Origin of the sequence: Burkholderia cepacia GG4, assembly GCF_000292915.1 — a bacterium.
Classification (GTDB): domain Bacteria; phylum Pseudomonadota; class Gammaproteobacteria; order Burkholderiales; family Burkholderiaceae; genus Burkholderia; species Burkholderia cepacia_D.
Map to the genome: position 1 here is coordinate 2,780,299 of NC_018514.1, position 16,159 is coordinate 2,796,457.

Consider the following 16,159-nt stretch of genomic DNA (forward strand, 5'->3'; position numbering starts at 1 on the left):
ACGCCTGTCCCGCCCGCACCTATTTCGCCGACATCTTCCGCCACAGCGTCGTCTTGCTGATGCCGAGCATCGCGCACGCGCGATCGCGGTCGCCGCCGCACGCGTCGAGCACCGCGCGGATCTCGTCGGCTTCCGCGCGGCGGCGGCGCGCCTGGAGCGTCCGTGCGTCGTCGGCATCGGTATCGGTATCGGCCGCGTCGGGCGGCGCCGCGAACAACTCGGGCGCGATCGCCTGCAGCGCATCGGGCGCGAGCGCCGCGCACGCGGCGCCCGGATCGTTCTCGTCGACTTCCTCGGCCAGTTCCACCGCGATCCGCTCGACCACGTTCTGCAGTTCCCGCACGTTGCCGGGCCACCGGTAGCGCGCGAGCGTCGCCTGCGTCGCGTCGAGCACGCGCATGGCATCGCTGACCTCGCGCACGCGTTCGGCCAGCCGCGGCTCGCGCCGCGCGGCCTGCACGAGCAGCGTGGCCGCGAGCGCCGGAATGTCGGCGGCGCGCTCGCGCAGCGGCGGCAGGCCGACGTTCAGGATGTTGAGCCGGTAATAGAGATCGGCGCGGAACGTGCCGGCCTCCACGGCCGCGAGCAGCGGACGATGCGTCGCGGCGATCACGCGCACGTCGATGCGGATCGGCTCGGTCGAGCCGAGGCGGATCACCTCGCGCTCCTGCAACACGCGCAGCAGCCGGCTTTGCAGCGACGGCGGCATCTCGCCGATCTCGTCGAGAAACAGCGTGCCGCGGTGCGCGGCCTCGAACAGCCCGGTCTTGCCGCCGCGCCGCGCGCCGGTGAACGCGCCTTCCTCGTAGCCGAACAGCTCGCTCTCGAGCAGCGCTTCCGGAAACGCGCCGCAGTTGATCGCGACGAACGGATAGCTGCGCCGCACGGACAGCGCATGCAGGCTCTGCGCGATCATTTCCTTGCCGGTGCCGCTTTCGCCGAGCACGAGCACGGTCGCGTCGGATTTCGCGTAGCGGCGCACGAGATCGCGCGCGCGCGCCATCGGCGCGGACGCGCCGATCACGTCGTCGAGCGTGTAGCGCGCGGCGAACTGCTGTGTGTTCGGCTGCGAGCGCAGCGCACGGTCGAGCCGTTCGACCGCGCGCGATTCCTGGAACGTCAGCACGCTGCCCGACGTGACGCCGCGATCGACGAGCGGCCCGCGATGCACGACGTAGCGCACGCCGCGCACGGTCGCGAGCGCGTCGCCGTCCTCGCCGCGCAGCGTGCGCAGCTCGGGCCGCAGGTCGACGAGCGCGCGGCCGACGGCCGCAGCGGGTTCGACCCCGAGCGCCGATGCGAGCCGCTCGTTGATGGCCTCGACGCGGCCGCGCGCGTCGAGTGCAACCACGCCGTCGCGCAGGTGCTGCAGCAGGTTGTCGAGCCGCTGGCGGCGAAACGCCTCGGCGTGCGTCGCGTACGCGACTTCGAGCGCCGTCTCGACAGCCTTGCGCACCGACGCGTGCGAATACAGGAACACCGCGCCCATGCCGGCGCTCGCCGCGAGATCGGTGACGAGGCCGGGGCCGACGATCGTCTCGATGCCGCGATCGTGCAGGTCGTGCACGCAGGCTTCCGCTTCCTGCGCGGACTGATATGACGCAAACTGCACGTCGAGACCGTAGGCGGCGACGAAGCGGCGCACTTCCGGTGGCGTCTCGCCGGCGCTGACGAGCGCGATCCGCGACGCGTCGCGCCGTGCGCGCGCGAGTGCCTGCATCACGTCGAAGCCGGTCGGCGACACGACTACGACCGGTACCTGCGCGCGTGTTTTCAGGAAGCCGCCGTTCGAGCCGGCCGCGACGATCACGTCGGGCCGCGCGGTGCCGGCCTCCGCGATCGCGCTCAGCGCGTCTTCGTAAGCGCGCGTGACGATGCGCACGTCGGCGCGTTCGTCGAATTCGCCGGCGATCTCGCGAAACAGGTCGCGCAGGCGGCTGATGCCCATCGCCCAGATGCGCGGGCGCACCGCGCGGTCGGCCGGGCCGACGGGCTTGGTCGAGGAGAGGTCCATGACGATCGATTATGCGCGTGCGATTTCATTTTTGAAATATGAAATTGCCAAATTGAAATCTCCGGACGATGCAGCGCCCGCGCCGGTTACTTAAGAATCAGTGGGTTAGCCGTGTTTCGCGAGCTGGCCCGGTCCTTGCTGGTAATGGGCATTCCCTCAGGAGGCCGTTCATGAGCAATACGCATCTTCAGAGCGCCGGCGCGAAATTCCGCGCGGCAGTCGCGGCCGAGCAGCCGCTGCAGGTGGTCGGCGCGATCACCGCGTACGCGGCCAAGATGGCGCAGGCCGTCGGCTTCAAGGCCGTCTACCTGTCGGGCGGCGGCGTCGCAGCGAATTCGCTCGGCATCCCCGATCTCGGCATCAGCACGATGGAAGATGTGCTGATCGACGCGAACCGGATCACCAACGCGACCGACCTGCCGCTGCTGGTCGACATCGACACGGGCTGGGGCGGCGCATTCAACATCGCGCGCACGGTCCGCTCGTTCATCAAGGCCGGCGTCGCGGCCGTGCACCTCGAGGACCAGGTCGGCCAGAAGCGCTGCGGCCACCGTCCGGGCAAGGAGGTCGTGCCGGCCGACGAAATGGCCGATCGCATCAAGGCCGCGGTCGATGCGCGCACCGACGACCAGTTCGTGATCATGGCGCGCACCGACGCGGCCGCCGCCGAAGGGATCGACTCGGCGATCGAGCGCGCGGTGGCTTACGTCGAAGCCGGCGCGGACATGATCTTCCCGGAAGCGATGAAATCGCTCGACGACTACCGCCGCTTCAAGGCCGCCGTGAAGGTGCCGATCCTCGCGAACCTGACCGAGTTCGGCTCGACGCCGCTGTTCACGCTCGACGAACTGCGCGAGGCGAACGTCGACATCGCGCTTTACTGCTGCGGCGCGTATCGCGCGATGAACAAGGCCGCGCTGAATTTCTACGAGACGCTGCGCCGCGACGGCACGCAGAAGGCCGCCGTGCCGACGATGCAGACCCGCGCCGAGCTGTACGACTTCCTCGGCTATCACGCGTACGAGCGGAAGCTCGACGAACTGTTCGCGCAGGGCAAGAAGTAACGCGGCTCGCGCGCCGGGACTCGTATCCCGGAACGCATTGCATGAAGCCGGGCCGCGCGCCGATGCGCCGGGCCCGGCCGAGATCCGGCTTTGCATGGGACCGGACCAGGCGTTGAAGCGCCAAGTCGGGTCGACCGCGAAGCATGGGACCGGACCAAGCGCTGAGGCACCAAGTCGGGTCGACCGCGAAGCATGGGACCGGACTAAGCGCTGAAGCGCTAAGTCGGGTCGACCGCGAAGCATGGGACCGGACTAAGCGCTGAAGCGCTAAGTCGGGTCGACCGCGAAGCATGGGACCGGACTAAGCGCTGAAGCGCTAAGTCCGGTCGACACAGAGACACCTATTGGAGAACGGAAACATGAGCGAGACGAAAGACGCAGCAGCACCGGCCGCCGCAGGCGCCTTCAAGCCGAAGAAGTCGGTGGCGCTGTCGGGCGTGACGGCGGGCAACACGGCGCTGTGCACGGTCGGCAAGACCGGCAACGACCTGCACTACCGCGGCTACGACATTCTCGACGTCGCCGAATCGTGCGAGTTCGAGGAAATCGCACACCTGCTCGTGCACGGCACGCTCCCGAACCTGACCGAACTGGCCGCGTACAAGACCAAGCTGCGCGCGATGCGCGGCCTGCCGAACGCACTGAAGGCCGCGCTCGAGCAGATCCCGGCTTCCGCTCACCCGATGGACGTGATGCGCACCGGCGTGTCGGTGCTCGGCACGGTGCTGCCGGAGAAGGACGACCACAACCTGCCGGGCGCGCGCGACATCGCCGACCGCCTGATGGCATCGCTCGGCTCGATCCTGCTGTACTGGTATCACTTCTCGCACAACGGCAAGCGCATCGAGACGGAAACCGACGATGACTCGATCGGCGGCCATTTCCTGCACCTGCTGCACGGCAAGACGCCGTCGAAGTCGTGGGTCGACGCGATGCACACGTCGCTGATCCTGTACGCGGAGCACGAGTTCAACGCATCGACCTTCACCGGCCGCGTGATCGCGGGCACGGGCTCGGACATCTACTCGGCGATCACCGGCGCGATCGGCGCGCTGCGCGGGCCGAAGCACGGCGGCGCGAACGAAGTCGCGTATGAAATCCAGAGCCGCTACACCTCGCCGGACGACGCCGAAGCCGACATCCGCCGCCGCGTCGAGAACAAGGAAGTCGTGATCGGCTTCGGCCACCCGGTCTACACGATCTCCGATCCGCGCAACAAGGTGATCAAGGGCGTCGCGCACAAGCTGTCGAAGGAAGCGGGCGACCTGAAGCTGTACAACATCGCCGAGCGCCTCGAATCGGTGATGTGGGAAGCGAAGAAGATGTTCCCGAACCTCGACTGGTTCAGCGCCGTGTCGTATCACATGATGGGCGTGCCGACCGCGATGTTCACGCCGCTGTTCGTGATCTCGCGCACGTCGGGCTGGAGCGCGCACATCATCGAGCAGCGCATCGACAACAAGATCATCCGCCCGAGCGCGAACTACACGGGTCCGGAAGACCTGCAGTTCGTGCCGATCGAGAAGCGCTGATCGCCCGCCGCGCGCACCGGCGCCCGTGATGCGGGCCGCCGGCGCGCGCGGAACGTCTTACCCCGAATTCCGCCCCACATCATGAATACCGCCAACCGCAAACCCCTGCCCGGCACGTCGCTGGACTACTTCGACGCGCGTGCCGCGGTCGAAGCGATCGCACCCGGCGCGTACGACACGCTGCCGTACACGTCGCGCGTGCTCGCCGAAAACCTCGTGCGCCGCGCCGATCCGGCGATCCTCGCCGATTCGCTGAAGCAGATCATCGAGCGCAAGCGCGAGCGCGACTTCCCGTGGTTCCCGGCGCGCGTGGTGTGCCACGACATCCTCGGCCAGACGGCGCTCGTCGACCTCGCGGGCCTGCGCGACGCGATCGCGGAGCGCGGCGGCGACCCGGCGAAGGTGAACCCGGTCGTGCCCGTGCAGCTGATCGTCGACCACTCGCTCGCCGTCGAGTGCGGCGGCTTCGATCCGGACGCGTTCGCGAAGAACCGCGCGATCGAGGATCGTCGCAACGAGGATCGCTTCCACTTCATCGAATGGACCAAGCAGTCGTTCGAGAACGTCGACGTGATCCCGCCGGGCAACGGCATCATGCACCAGATCAACCTGGAGAAGATGTCGCCGGTGATCCAGGCACAGGACGGCGTCGCGTATCCGGACACCTGCGTCGGCACCGACAGCCACACGCCGCACGTCGACGCGCTCGGCGTGATCGCGATCGGCGTCGGCGGCCTGGAGGCGGAGAACGTGATGCTCGGCCGCGCATCGTGGATGCGCCTGCCCGACATCGTCGGCGTCGAGCTGACCGGCAAGCGCCAGCCCGGCATCACCGCGACCGACGTCGTGCTCGCGCTGACCGAGTTCCTGCGCAAGGAAAAGGTGGTCGGCGCATATCTGGAATTCCGCGGTGCGGGCGCGGCGAGCCTCACGCTCGGCGACCGCGCGACGATCTCGAACATGGCGCCCGAATATGGCGCGACGGCCGCGATGTTCTTCATCGATGGCCAGACGACCGACTACCTGCGCCTCACCGGCCGCAGCGACGAACAGGTGAAGCTGGTCGAGACCTATGCGAAGGCGGCGGGCCTGTGGGCCGATACGCTGAACAATGCGCAGTACGAGCGCACGCTGACGTTCGACCTGTCGAGCGTGGTGCGCAACATGGCCGGCCCGTCGAACCCGCACAAGCGGCTGCCGACGTCCGACCTCGCCGCGCGCGGGATCGCCGGCGCGTGGGAAGAGAAGGCGGGCGAGATGCCCGACGGTGCGGTGATCATCGCCGCGATCACGAGCTGCACGAACACCAGCAACCCGCGCAATGTGATTGCAGCCGCCTTGCTCGCGCGCAACGCGAACGCGAAGGGCCTCACGCGCAAGCCGTGGGTGAAGAGCTCGCTCGCGCCGGGATCGAAGGCGGTCGAGCTGTATCTGGAAGAAGCGAACCTGCTGCCGGAACTCGAGAAGCTCGGCTTCGGCATCGTCGCGTTCGCGTGCACGACCTGCAACGGGATGTCGGGCGCGCTCGATCCGAAGATCCAGCAGGAGATCGTCGACCGCGACCTGTACGCGACGGCCGTGCTGTCCGGCAACCGCAACTTCGACGGCCGCATCCATCCGTATGCAAAGCAGGCGTTCCTCGCGTCGCCGCCGCTCGTCGTCGCGTATGCGATCGCCGGCACGATCCGCTTCGACATCGAGAAGGACGTGCTCGGTCACGACCCGGACGGCAAGCCCGTCACGCTGAAGGACATCTGGCCGACCGACGAGGAGATCGATGCGATCGTCGCGTCGAGCGTGAAGCCCGAGCAGTTCCGCAAGGTCTACGAGCCGATGTTCGCGCGCACGGCCGATGCCGGCGAGCGCGCGGCGCCGCTGTACGACTGGCGCGCGCAGAGCACCTACATCCGCCGTCCGCCGTACTGGGAAGGCGCGCTGGCCGGCGAACGCACGCTCAAGGGCATGCGCCCGCTCGCGGTGCTCGGCGACAACATCACGACCGACCACCTGTCGCCGTCGAACGCGATCCTCGCGAACAGCGCGGCCGGTGAGTACCTGGCCAAGATGGGCCTGCCGGAAGAAGACTTCAACTCGTACGCGACGCACCGGGGAGACCACCTGACCGCGCAGCGCGCGACCTTCGCGAACCCGACGCTGATCAACGAGATGGCGGTGGTCGACGGCGCGGTGAAGAAGGGCTCGCTCGCGCGCGTCGAGCCGGAAGGCCAGGTCATGCGGATGTGGGAAGCGATCGAGACCTACATGAATCGCAAGCAGCCGCTGATCGTGATCGCCGGCGCCGACTACGGCCAGGGCTCGTCGCGCGACTGGGCCGCGAAGGGCGTGCGGCTCGCGGGCGTCGAGGTGATCGTCGCCGAAGGGTTCGAGCGGATCCACCGCACGAACCTGATCGGGATGGGCGTGCTGCCGCTCGAGTTCAAGCCGGGCACGAACCGCACCACGCTCGGCATCGACGGCACCGAGACCTTCGACGTGATCGGCGAGCGCACGCCGCGCGCCGATCTCACGCTGGTGATTCACCGCAAGAACGGCGAACGCGTCGAGGTACCGGTGACGTGCCGGCTCGATACGGCCGAGGAAGTGTCGATCTACGACGCGGGCGGCGTGCTGCAGCGTTTCGCGCAGGACTTCCTCGAATCGTCGCAGGCGGCATGACCGGGTCACACAGGGATAACGCAAACATGGCTCACATTCCTCAAATCAGGATTCCGGCGACTTACATCCGCGGCGGCACCAGCAAGGGCGTGTTCTTCCGGCTGCAGGACCTGCCGGACGCCGCGCAGGCGCCGGGCGCCGCGCGCGACGCGCTGCTGCTGCGCGTGATCGGCAGCCCCGATCCGTACGGCAAGCAGATCGACGGGATGGGCGGCGCGACGTCGTCCACCAGCAAGACGGTGATCGTGTCGAAGAGCACGCGGCCCGGCCACGACGTCGACTACCTGTTCGGGCAGGTCGCGATCGACAAGGCGTTCGTCGACTGGACCGGCAACTGCGGCAACCTGTCGGCGGCGGTCGGCCCGTTCGCGATCAGCGGCGGCCTCGTGGAGGCGTCGCGCGTGCCGCGCGACGGCGTCGCGACCGTGCGGATCTGGCAGGCGAACATCGGCAAGACGATCGTTGCGCACGTGCCGATCACGAACGGCGCGGTGCAGGAGACGGGTGATTTCGAGCTGGATGGCGTCACGTTCCCGGCCGCCGAAGTGCAGCTCGAATTCATGGACCCGGCTGCCGACGAAGAAGGCTCGGGCGGGTCGATGTTCCCGACCGGCAACCTCGTCGACGATCTGGTGGTGCCCGGCATCGGCACGCTGAAGGCGACGATGATCAACGCGGGGATTCCGACCATCTTCGTCGAGGCCGAAGCGATCGGCTACACGGGCACGGAGCTGCAGGACGCGATCAATGGCGACGCGAAGGCGCTCGAGAAGTTCGAGACGATCCGCGCGCACGGCGCGCTGCGCATGGGCCTGATCGACACGCTCGACGAGATCGCGACGCGCCAGCACACGCCGAAGGTCGCGTTCGTCGCGAAGCCGGCCGACTATGTCGCGTCGAGCGGCAAGCGCGTGAACGCGGGCGATGTCGACCTGCTGGTGCGCGCGATGTCGATGGGCAAGCTGCACCACGCGATGATGGGCACGGCGGCGGTCGCGATCGGTACGGCTGCGGCGATTCCCGGCACGCTGGTCAATCTCGCGGCGGGCGGCGGCGAACGCAACGCGGTGCGCTTCGGGCATCCGTCGGGCACGCTGCGCGTCGGCGCGGAAGCCCGGCTCGAGAACGGCGAATGGACCGTCACGAAGGCGATCATGAGCCGCAGCGCACGCGTGCTGATGGAAGGCTGGGTGCGCGTGCCGGGCGACGCGTTCTGACGCTCGACGGTTCGTGCGCGCGAGCTGGCGCGGCTGAAGCTTGACCCGATCCCTGCGCAGCGAATCCGCTACGCAGGGATTTTTCGTTTGATGCATGCGTGGCGGCGCCGAGGCGATGAGCAAAGCATCGGACCGGCGCGCTAACGCTGGTTTACCGCAAGGGATGGGATCTGCGTAAGCGCCAAGGCGCTAATGCGGGTCGACCGCGAAGCATGGGACCTGCGTAAGCGCTAAAGCGCTAACGCGGGTCGACCGCGAAGCATGGGACCCACGTAAGCGCTAAAGCGCTAACGTGGGTCGACAGGAGAATCGTATGTCGCTTGGTGCCCCGCTTTCCAGCGTCCATATCGTCGAATTCGAAGGTCTCGGCCCCGGCCCGCTCGCAGGCTGGATGCTCGCCGGGATGGGGGCGCGCATCACGCTGATCGCGCGCCCGGCCGGCCGAACGAGCGCGCCGGATGCACTGCAGGGGCGCGATGGCGACCTGTTGCGCGAAGGCAAGACGATCGTCGAACTCGATCTGAAGTCGCCGGCCGGCCGCGACGCGGCGCTCGCGCTGATCGCGCAGGCCGACGCGCTGATCGAAGGGCTGCGGCCCGGCGTGATGGAGCGCCTCGGCCTCGGGCCCGACGAGTGCGCACGCCGCAATCCGAAGCTCGTGTATGGGCGGATGACCGGCTGGGGCCAGCACGGGCCGCTCGCGACGGCCGCCGGACATGACCTGAACTACGTCGCGCTGACGGGGCTGCTGTCGCTGTCAGCGCCGCGCGACGGCCGGCCCGGCGTGCCGCCGACGGTCGTCGGCGATGCGGGCGGCGCGCTCGGGCTCGCGTTCGGGATCGTCTGCGCGCTGTTCGACGTGCGCGGCGGCGGCCCGGGGCGCGTGGTCGACGGCGCGATCGTCGACATCGTGTCGATGCTCGGTTCGCTCGCGCTGTGGGCGCGCGCGAACGGGCAGCTCGACGGTGCGCAGCCGAGCCTCTTTCACGATGCGCCGTTCTATGACGTGTACCGCTGCGCGGACGACGAATGCGTGACGATCGGCGCGCTCGAGCCGCCGTTCTATGCGCTGCTGGTCGAACGGCTCGGGTTGACCGACGTCGATCCGGCGTCCCAATACGATCGCGCGCGCTGGCCCGCGCTGAAGGTGCGTTTCGCGGAGGTATTCGCGCAGCAGCCGTCCGCGCACTGGCGCACGCTGCTCGAAGGTACCGACGCGTGCTTTGCGCCGGTGCTGAGCGTGGCCGACGCGGTGGAGCATCCGCACAATGCGGCGCGCGGGATTTACCGTACCGACGCGAATGGCAATATTCGGGCGCGCGTGGCGCCGCGGTTCCTGCCGTTGACGGGGGAAAAGGGTTGAGCGTCCCGGAATTGGATGCATTCCGGACTAAGCAATGCTGTTTTATCTCAATTCGACACTGCACCAAACCCAATGAAGGAACTAGCGGTGCCACCGGCTACCAGTGCATGTCACGACGATGAGTTGCGAGCCGTCGCCGGTGCAAATCGAACCGAGCACGAGCCGAAGTCCGAGCATTCCGGTGAATGACAGGATGACGGCTGGCCGGCCGCATCGAGCTATGGGTGGCAAGAAGAATAATTCGCGCCATTTAGGGAATATTCGTACCGCGGTGGGGACATTTACGGAGATTTTGGCGTCGAGTCGGACGGGAAGGCAGTACACGTCGAAGTCGCGCGGAACCGCATCAGGACACGGCGTAAGACTCGCCGAAACACCTCATCGGCGCACCGGACTCACGCCGTTTCCTCCGGCGCATCCGGCATCTTGCCGTCGCCGACGCGGTTGATCGTGCCTTGTGCGATCGCGACGAGCCGCTCGTGATCGCCGTCGATGACGAACACATGACATTGGCAGGTCGCCTGGTGCCGGCCCGCGTAGACGACCTTTGCGCGCGCGACGAGCGTGCCGCTGACGGCCGGCCTCAGGTAGTTGATCTTGTATTCGGCGGTGATGACGCGCGGGCCGAGCACGAGCGCGCCGGCGAACGTCAGCGCGTTGTCGGCGAGATAGCCGATCACGCCGCCGTGCACGAAGCCGTGCTGCTGCCGCAACTCTTCCCGTACGGGCAGGCACAGCGACACCTCGTTGTCGCCGATGTGCATCAGCTCCGTGCCCAGCAGCATGCTGAACGGTTGCGCGCGCAATGCGCCGCGCGCGTGGTCCGTGATGTCCGTCATCGACTTTCCTCACAATGCGTGTCCGCTTGCGCTGAACTCTAGGAAGGGGGCTGCGGATAAGCAAGGAAATTCGTCCGCGTTTCTTGCGATTGCCGATGCGGTGCGACGCGATTATTGCGTCGAATGTGGGCATTGTCCTCGTTTGCGGGCGATTCGGCGGAAAAGACGGCGCCCCTGACCGGCCGTCTCTAAAGTCCGACGAAGAAATGCCGCTAATGCCGGGGCATTGTTCATTGCTCCATCGTCGGCTCTCCAGGAATCTCCCCCATGTTCGGAAAAATCAAGCTCGCGTCGGGTCTGCTCGGCGTGTTGACCGTGTTTTGCCTCTTCCTGTTCGCGATCGAGGCGCTCGGCTTCTGGGCGCTCGCGTCGACGCGCAGCGGCGTCGACGATCTGTCGAACGTCGCGATTTCGCAGGTCGACGCGGCCAGCCAGGCGACCGAGCGCCTGCTCGACGCGCGCGTCAACCTGTCGCGCGCCGGCACGCGGATGGTGCGCGGCGGCCCGAAGCCCGACGACATCATCCGTCATGCGAGCGCGTCGCTCGCCGAAGCGGACAAGGCGTTCGCCGCGCTGACGGCCGCGCAGCCCGTCGACGAAACGAACCGCGCACGCGTCGCGGCGCTCGCCGAGCGCTATCGCGCGCTGCGCGGCGCGCTGGGCGAACTCGTGCAATTCCTCGACGCCGACAACATCCAGGCGTTCCTCGACCAGCCGACGCAAGGCTTCCAGGACGCGTACCTCGCCGAACTGCACCGCTTCGCCGATTACGGCGGCGCATCGAGCCGCGACGCGCTCGGCACGATCGACAGCGGGATGCAGTGGTTCAAGTGGGTCGGCATCGTGCTGCTGGTGGCGATGCTGGCGGCGAGCGTGGCCATCTATGCGGCCGCGCGGCGCGCGGTCGTCGCGCCGCTGGACGAAGCCGGCCGCCATTTCGAGCGGATCGCGCAGGGCCGGCTCGACGAAACCGTGCGGGCCGGCGGCGTGTTCGAGATCGACCGGATGCTGCGCGGCCTCGCCGCGATGCAGGCAAGCATCGCGGACACCGTGCGCACGGTGCGTCACGCGTCCGACGCGATCCACCTCGGCGCGGGCGAGATCGCCGGCGGCAACGCGGACCTGTCCGCGCGGACGGGCACGCAGGCCGCGTCGCTCGAGGAAACCGCCGCGAGCATGGAGGAACTGACCGCGACCGTCCGCCAGAATACCGACAGCGCGCGCGCGGCCAGCGCGCTGGCCGACGCGGCGCTCGACGCGACGCGCCACGGCGGCGGCGTGGTCGACAGCGTGATCGACCGGATGCGCGGCATTGCGCAGAGCTCGGGACGGATCGCAGAGATCATTTCGGTGATCGACGGCATCGCGTTCCAGACCAACATCCTCGCGCTGAACGCGGCGGTCGAGGCCGCGCGGGCCGGCGAGCAAGGCCGCGGTTTCGCGGTGGTCGCGGGCGAAGTGCGCTCGCTCGCGCAGCGCAGCGCGCAATCGGCGAAGGAGATCAAGGCGTTGATCGAGGAATCGGTCGCGCAGATCGACGGCGGCTCGGAGCTCGTCGAGCGTGCCGGCGACGCGATGCGGACGGTGTCGGCGTCGATCACACGGGTCGTGCAGACGATGTCGGAGATCACGGCCGCGTCGGTCGAGCAGAGCGTCGGCATCGAGCAGGTGAACCAGGCCGTCACGCAGATGGATCAGCTGACACAGCAGAACGCGGCACTGGTGGAGGAGGTCGCGGCGGCGGCCGCGTCGCTGAACGACCAGACCGCGCACCTGATGCAGGCGGTGTCGGTGTTCGAACTGGGCGACGCGCGCGCCGGTCGCGGTGTGCGTGATGCGGGCGCGGCGTCGTTCGACGGCGCGGGTTACGAACCGGCCGGCAGCGCCGCGTAGGCGGTCGCGAGGTGGTAGGGCGTCGTCGACGGCATGTCGGCGCGCGACACCTGCCCGTCCGCCGTCTTGCACTCGAACCAGCCGCGCGGATGCAGGAAGCGCGCGGCGAAGCGCTCGATCTGCTGCGCGAGCGGCGCGGACGCCGGCGTGCCGCCGTGCGTCGCGAGCGCGCGCAGGTATTCGGTCTGCGCCCAGATCCGCTGCGTGCTGTCGAGGCACGCGCCTTGCGCGTCCACTGCCGCGCACACGGCACCCGTCTGCGCATCGATCCCGTGCTGCTCGGCGAACGCGAACGCCCGCGCGAGCGCGTCAGGGAGCCCGGTTTGCGCGAGCCGTGCACCGGCCGCATCGACCAGATAGAACCATTCGAATTGATGGCCGGGCTCGAAGCGGTTGTCGGCCGCACCGAGCGGCAGCTCGGCGACGCAGCCGGTCGCCGTATCGACGAACGTGCGCTCGACGGCCTGTGCGGTGTGCGCCAGCGCATCGTCGAACGCCGCGTCGCCGAACGCATCGGCCGCTGCGAGCCACGCTTCGGTCAGGTGCATCAGCGGGTTCTGCAGCGCGCCGCTGCCCGATGACGAGAAATCGGCGTGACGTGCGGCGTCGAGCAGCGCGTTGCCCGGTTGCGGCGCGAAGCGGTCCTGGATCAGCGCGGCGGTTTCCTCGGCGACCGTGCGCGCCGCGGCGTCGCCCGACGCCGCATGCCAGGCGGCACACGCGAACACAATGAACGCATGTGTGTAGAGGTCTTTCGTCGTGTCGAGCGGCGCGCCTTGCGCGTCGACGCTGTAGAACCAGCCGCCGTGGCGCGGGTCGCGGAAGCGGCTGCACAGCGAGTCGAACAGCGTGGCCGCGTGCGCGGTGTTGCCGGCCTGCGCGAACACGAACAGTTGCCGCGCACATGCCATGGCGCGATAACGGGTGGCGGGCAGCGGTGCGTGGCTGGCCGGATCGACGGCCTCGAACGGCAGCCGTAGTGTCTGGTTGAACCCTGAACCCTGCCAGATCGGCAAGATGACGTGCGCAAAATGGTCGCGCAATCGGGCGGTCTGGGTGGAAGCGGAATCGGGAACGGACATGGCGGGGTTGAGCGCTTGGATCGAGTCGAGTCGGCGCGGCCCGGAGCGGCGCGGCCGGGGCCAAGGATATAACATTCCGCGCGGCCGTCCTCAAAAAAGGAGATAAATCGCATGCTGAGCAACCGGGAACTCGTGATGCGACTGGTTCTCGCGGCGGCGCCCGGCAGCGTCATCGGCTTCGAGCGCGAGCGCCTTTCATGGGCGGCGGGCCTGCGCACGCACATGCTGGTCTGCGTCGGCTCGACGCTCATCACGATCGTGTCGGCATTCGGTTTCGCCGATGTGCTCGGCAGCAGCGAACACATCGTGCTCGATCCGTCGCGGATCGCCGCGCAGCTGGTGTCTGGCATCGGTTTCCTCGGCGCGGGCTCGATCCTGCTGCGCGGCGAGATCGTGCGCCGGCTGACGACGGCCGCGAGCCTGTGGTCGGTCGCCGCGATCGGCCTCGAGGTGGACGGCGGCTGGTACGTCGCAGCGATTTCTGCGACGATCATCATCCTGATCATCCTGGCCGGCATCAAGCCGCTCGAGCGGCGCTACTTCACGGTGCGGCAGCGCCGCCAGCTTGCGCTGGCGGTGGTGAGCGGCACTCTGACGTTCGATGCGCTGCACGCGGCGCTCGGCCCCGACAGCGCGCGTGTGAAGCAGTTCATCGTGCAGCGCGCCGACGACACGGGCGAGCACGACGAAGCGTGCATCGCGCTCGGGCGCGTGTCGGATCTGGAGTATCGCGCGATCTGCGACAAGCTGCGCGGGCTGTCGTGCGTTACGCGCTGCGAGGAAGGCAGCGGATTGTCGGACGACGAATAGACGGCATCGGAACGGCCGGATCGGCGATCGGTCATGCGACAATGGCTGGTCACTGATTCCGTTCGACATCCGGTTCCGCGTTCGCGGGCCTGTAATCCGACTCCATGACCGAATCCGTTTCCCTGCCTCGCTCCCATTCCCATTCCAACCGTTCGTCGGCCCGTTCGCGTCCGCGCGCAGTCGCGGCCGTGAGCGACACGTCCGCGAAGGCCACCGTGCGGCCCGGCAACGCGCCGGCCGGCGATTCGCCGCGCGACGAACGCACGCTCGACCTGTTCGGCGATCCGGTGTTCGAGCCGGCCGCGCGTGCGTCGGTCGTCGCGCGCGATGACGCGGTGGCGGATGTCGAGACGGTGGCGGCCGTCGCGGACGGCGAGCATGCCCGTCGGCAGGCGACGCTAGATGGCTTCGCTGCGACCGGCGGCGTTGCCGGTGAGGTGGAGCAGGCTTCCGACACCGCGCCGACGACAGTGTCTGCATCGACGCGCGGCAACGGGGATGGGATCGACGCCGACGCCGATGTCGTGCGCGCTGCCGCTGCCGACGCAAAGGCGCTCGACGATGCGCGGCAGTCTGATGGCGTCATCGCGACTGCAGCCGGCGAGCCAGTCACTGATGGCGGCCAGGCGAAGGCCGGCAGCGTGTCGGAAACTGGCCACGTGGCCGAGACGCAAACCGATCGCTCCGTTGCGATCGACAGTGCGGAGAGCGGTGCGGTCGAGGCAGTTATCGGCGACCGTCCCGTGAAAGCAGGCGGCGAGGCCGACGCTGCCGCAGCGCCGGTCACGCAGGATGAAGCAGTGCGGACGCCCGGCGAGACCGCGAAAGGGCGGCGTGCCGCCTCGGGCGGCAAGCGCCGGGCGGCCGCCGGCGCACGCGCAGCGGCATCGGTGCGCAGCGCACCGGAAGAGGCGGCTGTCGGCGCCGAGCCGGAATCGACCGCACCTCAGCACACTGCGCCATCCGCCGAACCGCTTTCAACCGCCGAACCTGTCGATTCCGCCGCTGCCGCAACTGCCGCGCAAGCAGTTGCAGCGTCGGCATCGCCGGCCGTGCAGCCGGTGGCATCCGCGGCGTCGTTCGTGACGAAGCCGTCGGCCGACGGCGCACAATCAACCGCACCGAGCGCGCCGGTCTTCGATCCCGACACCCACCTGCGCCCGCTGTCGAACCGGCTCGCCACCCTGCAGGCTGAGACGGCCAACCTGAAGCAGGCTGCGGATCGCGAGATGCGTCGCGTCAACCGGCTGCTGCTGGCGCTGGCGACCGTCGTCTTCGCGGGGCTCGTCACGCTGGTGCTGCAAACGCGGCAGATCGCGCAACTGAAACAGGATCTGGACACCCGGCAACAGCGGATCGACCGGCTGGCTGCCGATCTGTCGACCCAGCAGGCCACGCTGATGACGCTCGCGGAACACCACGAAGCGATGCTGTCGCAGGTCGACCGGCTTCAGCGCAACGCGAATCGCGAGGCGGCAGCGGCGAAGCGCGCGCGTCGAACCCGTTAAATATTCCGACCCTACCTGTAAACCCAGAGCGGGCAAGGCTCGCGATTCCGGCCCGTGCGTCGGCGGCGGCACGGGGGCGGCGTGCTGGCAGAGTTCAGGGAAAACCCTTAGAATAGAGTTCATCTAAGGGAAAACCCTAGCGCCATCTGTCAGGAGTCTCA

The 16,159-nt window shown here is 68.4% G+C and carries 11 protein-coding genes; 8 read left to right on the forward strand and 3 right to left on the reverse strand.

The window, feature by feature from the left end; all coding sequences use genetic code 11:
• Nucleotides 1–19: 19 nt before the first annotated feature.
• A complete protein-coding gene (gene prpR / locus GEM_RS28200) occupies nt 20–2,014 on the reverse strand; it encodes a propionate catabolism operon regulatory protein PrpR (RefSeq protein ID WP_014900843.1) in 1,995 nt (664 codons plus the stop codon).
• Between the two features lie 170 nt (nt 2,015–2,184).
• Between prpR and prpB the strand changes: the two genes are divergently transcribed.
• From prpB to GEM_RS28225, 5 genes are all read left to right on the forward strand, one after another.
• Entirely contained in the window at nt 2,185–3,078 is an 894-nt protein-coding gene (gene prpB / locus GEM_RS28205) for a methylisocitrate lyase (protein WP_014900844.1), read from the forward strand.
• 359 nt (nt 3,079–3,437) lie between these two features.
• Nucleotides 3,438–4,610: a bifunctional 2-methylcitrate synthase/citrate synthase gene (gene prpC / locus GEM_RS28210; RefSeq protein ID WP_014900845.1), complete on the forward strand. Its 1,173-nt coding sequence runs from the start codon at nt 3,438–3,440 to the stop codon at nt 4,608–4,610.
• Nucleotides 4,611–4,691: 81 nt separating this feature from the next.
• Nucleotides 4,692–7,286 carry a Fe/S-dependent 2-methylisocitrate dehydratase AcnD gene (acnD, locus tag GEM_RS28215; RefSeq protein WP_014900846.1) on the forward strand — a complete coding sequence of 865 codons (2,595 nt, stop codon included), beginning with the start codon at nt 4,692–4,694 and terminating at the stop codon, nt 7,284–7,286.
• A 26-nt stretch (nt 7,287–7,312) separates the two neighbouring features.
• A complete protein-coding gene (gene prpF, locus GEM_RS28220; RefSeq protein ID WP_041490868.1) occupies nt 7,313–8,503 on the forward strand; it encodes a 2-methylaconitate cis-trans isomerase PrpF in 1,191 nt (396 codons plus the stop codon).
• Between the two features lie 313 nt (nt 8,504–8,816).
• Nucleotides 8,817–9,866 (forward strand): CaiB/BaiF CoA transferase family protein, encoded by a 1,050-nt coding sequence (locus GEM_RS28225; RefSeq protein WP_014900848.1) that lies wholly within the window; start codon nt 8,817–8,819, stop codon nt 9,864–9,866.
• Nucleotides 9,867–10,261: 395 nt separating this feature from the next.
• Here the strand turns inward: GEM_RS28225 and GEM_RS28230 are convergent, their stop codons facing one another.
• Nucleotides 10,262–10,705: a PaaI family thioesterase gene (locus tag GEM_RS28230; protein WP_014900849.1), complete on the reverse strand. Its 444-nt coding sequence runs from the start codon at nt 10,703–10,705 to the stop codon at nt 10,262–10,264.
• Nucleotides 10,706–10,972: 267 nt separating this feature from the next.
• Here GEM_RS28230 and GEM_RS28235 point away from each other — a divergent pair, with 267 nt between their 5' ends.
• On the forward strand, nt 10,973–12,598 hold the full coding sequence (locus GEM_RS28235) for a methyl-accepting chemotaxis protein (RefSeq protein ID WP_014900850.1): 1,626 nt from the start codon (nt 10,973–10,975) through the stop codon (nt 12,596–12,598).
• Here the strand turns inward: GEM_RS28235 and GEM_RS28240 are convergent.
• On the reverse strand, nt 12,571–13,680 hold the full coding sequence (locus GEM_RS28240) for an AGE family epimerase/isomerase (RefSeq protein WP_041490869.1): 1,110 nt from the start codon (nt 13,678–13,680) through the stop codon (nt 12,571–12,573). The two genes, GEM_RS28235 and GEM_RS28240, sit on opposite strands and share 28 nt — an antisense overlap.
• Nucleotides 13,681–13,791: 111 nt before the next feature.
• Between GEM_RS28240 and GEM_RS28245 the strand changes: the two genes are divergently transcribed.
• Both GEM_RS28245 and GEM_RS28250 read left to right on the forward strand, forming a co-directional pair.
• Nucleotides 13,792–14,490, forward strand: a complete 699-nt coding sequence (locus GEM_RS28245; RefSeq protein WP_014900852.1) for an MgtC/SapB family protein — start codon at nt 13,792–13,794, stop codon at nt 14,488–14,490.
• A gap of 104 nt (nt 14,491–14,594) precedes the next feature.
• Complete coding sequence (locus GEM_RS28250) at nt 14,595–15,998, forward strand: hypothetical protein (RefSeq protein WP_014900853.1); 1,404 nt, start codon at nt 14,595–14,597, stop codon at nt 15,996–15,998.
• Nucleotides 15,999–16,159: the final 161 nt, after the last annotated feature.

Bases quoted from the DNA above. Each gene is read 5' to 3' on its own strand.
- prpF (WP_041490868.1), top strand. From the start codon at position 7,313: ATGGCTCACATTCCTCAAATCAGGATTCCGGCGACTTACATCCGCGGC.
- prpR (WP_014900843.1), bottom strand. From the start codon at position 2,014: ATGGACCTCTCCTCGACCAAGCCCGTCGGCCCGGCCGACCGCGCGGTG.
- GEM_RS28245 (WP_014900852.1), top strand. From the start codon at position 13,792: ATGCTGAGCAACCGGGAACTCGTGATGCGACTGGTTCTCGCGGCGGCG.
- acnD (WP_014900846.1), top strand. From the start codon at position 4,692: ATGAATACCGCCAACCGCAAACCCCTGCCCGGCACGTCGCTGGACTAC.
- GEM_RS28235 (WP_014900850.1), top strand. From the start codon at position 10,973: ATGTTCGGAAAAATCAAGCTCGCGTCGGGTCTGCTCGGCGTGTTGACC.
- prpC (WP_014900845.1), top strand. From the start codon at position 3,438: ATGAGCGAGACGAAAGACGCAGCAGCACCGGCCGCCGCAGGCGCCTTC.
- prpB (WP_014900844.1), top strand. From the start codon at position 2,185: ATGAGCAATACGCATCTTCAGAGCGCCGGCGCGAAATTCCGCGCGGCA.
- GEM_RS28230 (WP_014900849.1), bottom strand. From the start codon at position 10,705: ATGACGGACATCACGGACCACGCGCGCGGCGCATTGCGCGCGCAACCG.
- GEM_RS28240 (WP_041490869.1), bottom strand. From the start codon at position 13,680: ATGTCCGTTCCCGATTCCGCTTCCACCCAGACCGCCCGATTGCGCGAC.
- GEM_RS28250 (WP_014900853.1), top strand. From the start codon at position 14,595: ATGACCGAATCCGTTTCCCTGCCTCGCTCCCATTCCCATTCCAACCGT.
- GEM_RS28225 (WP_014900848.1), top strand. From the start codon at position 8,817: ATGTCGCTTGGTGCCCCGCTTTCCAGCGTCCATATCGTCGAATTCGAA.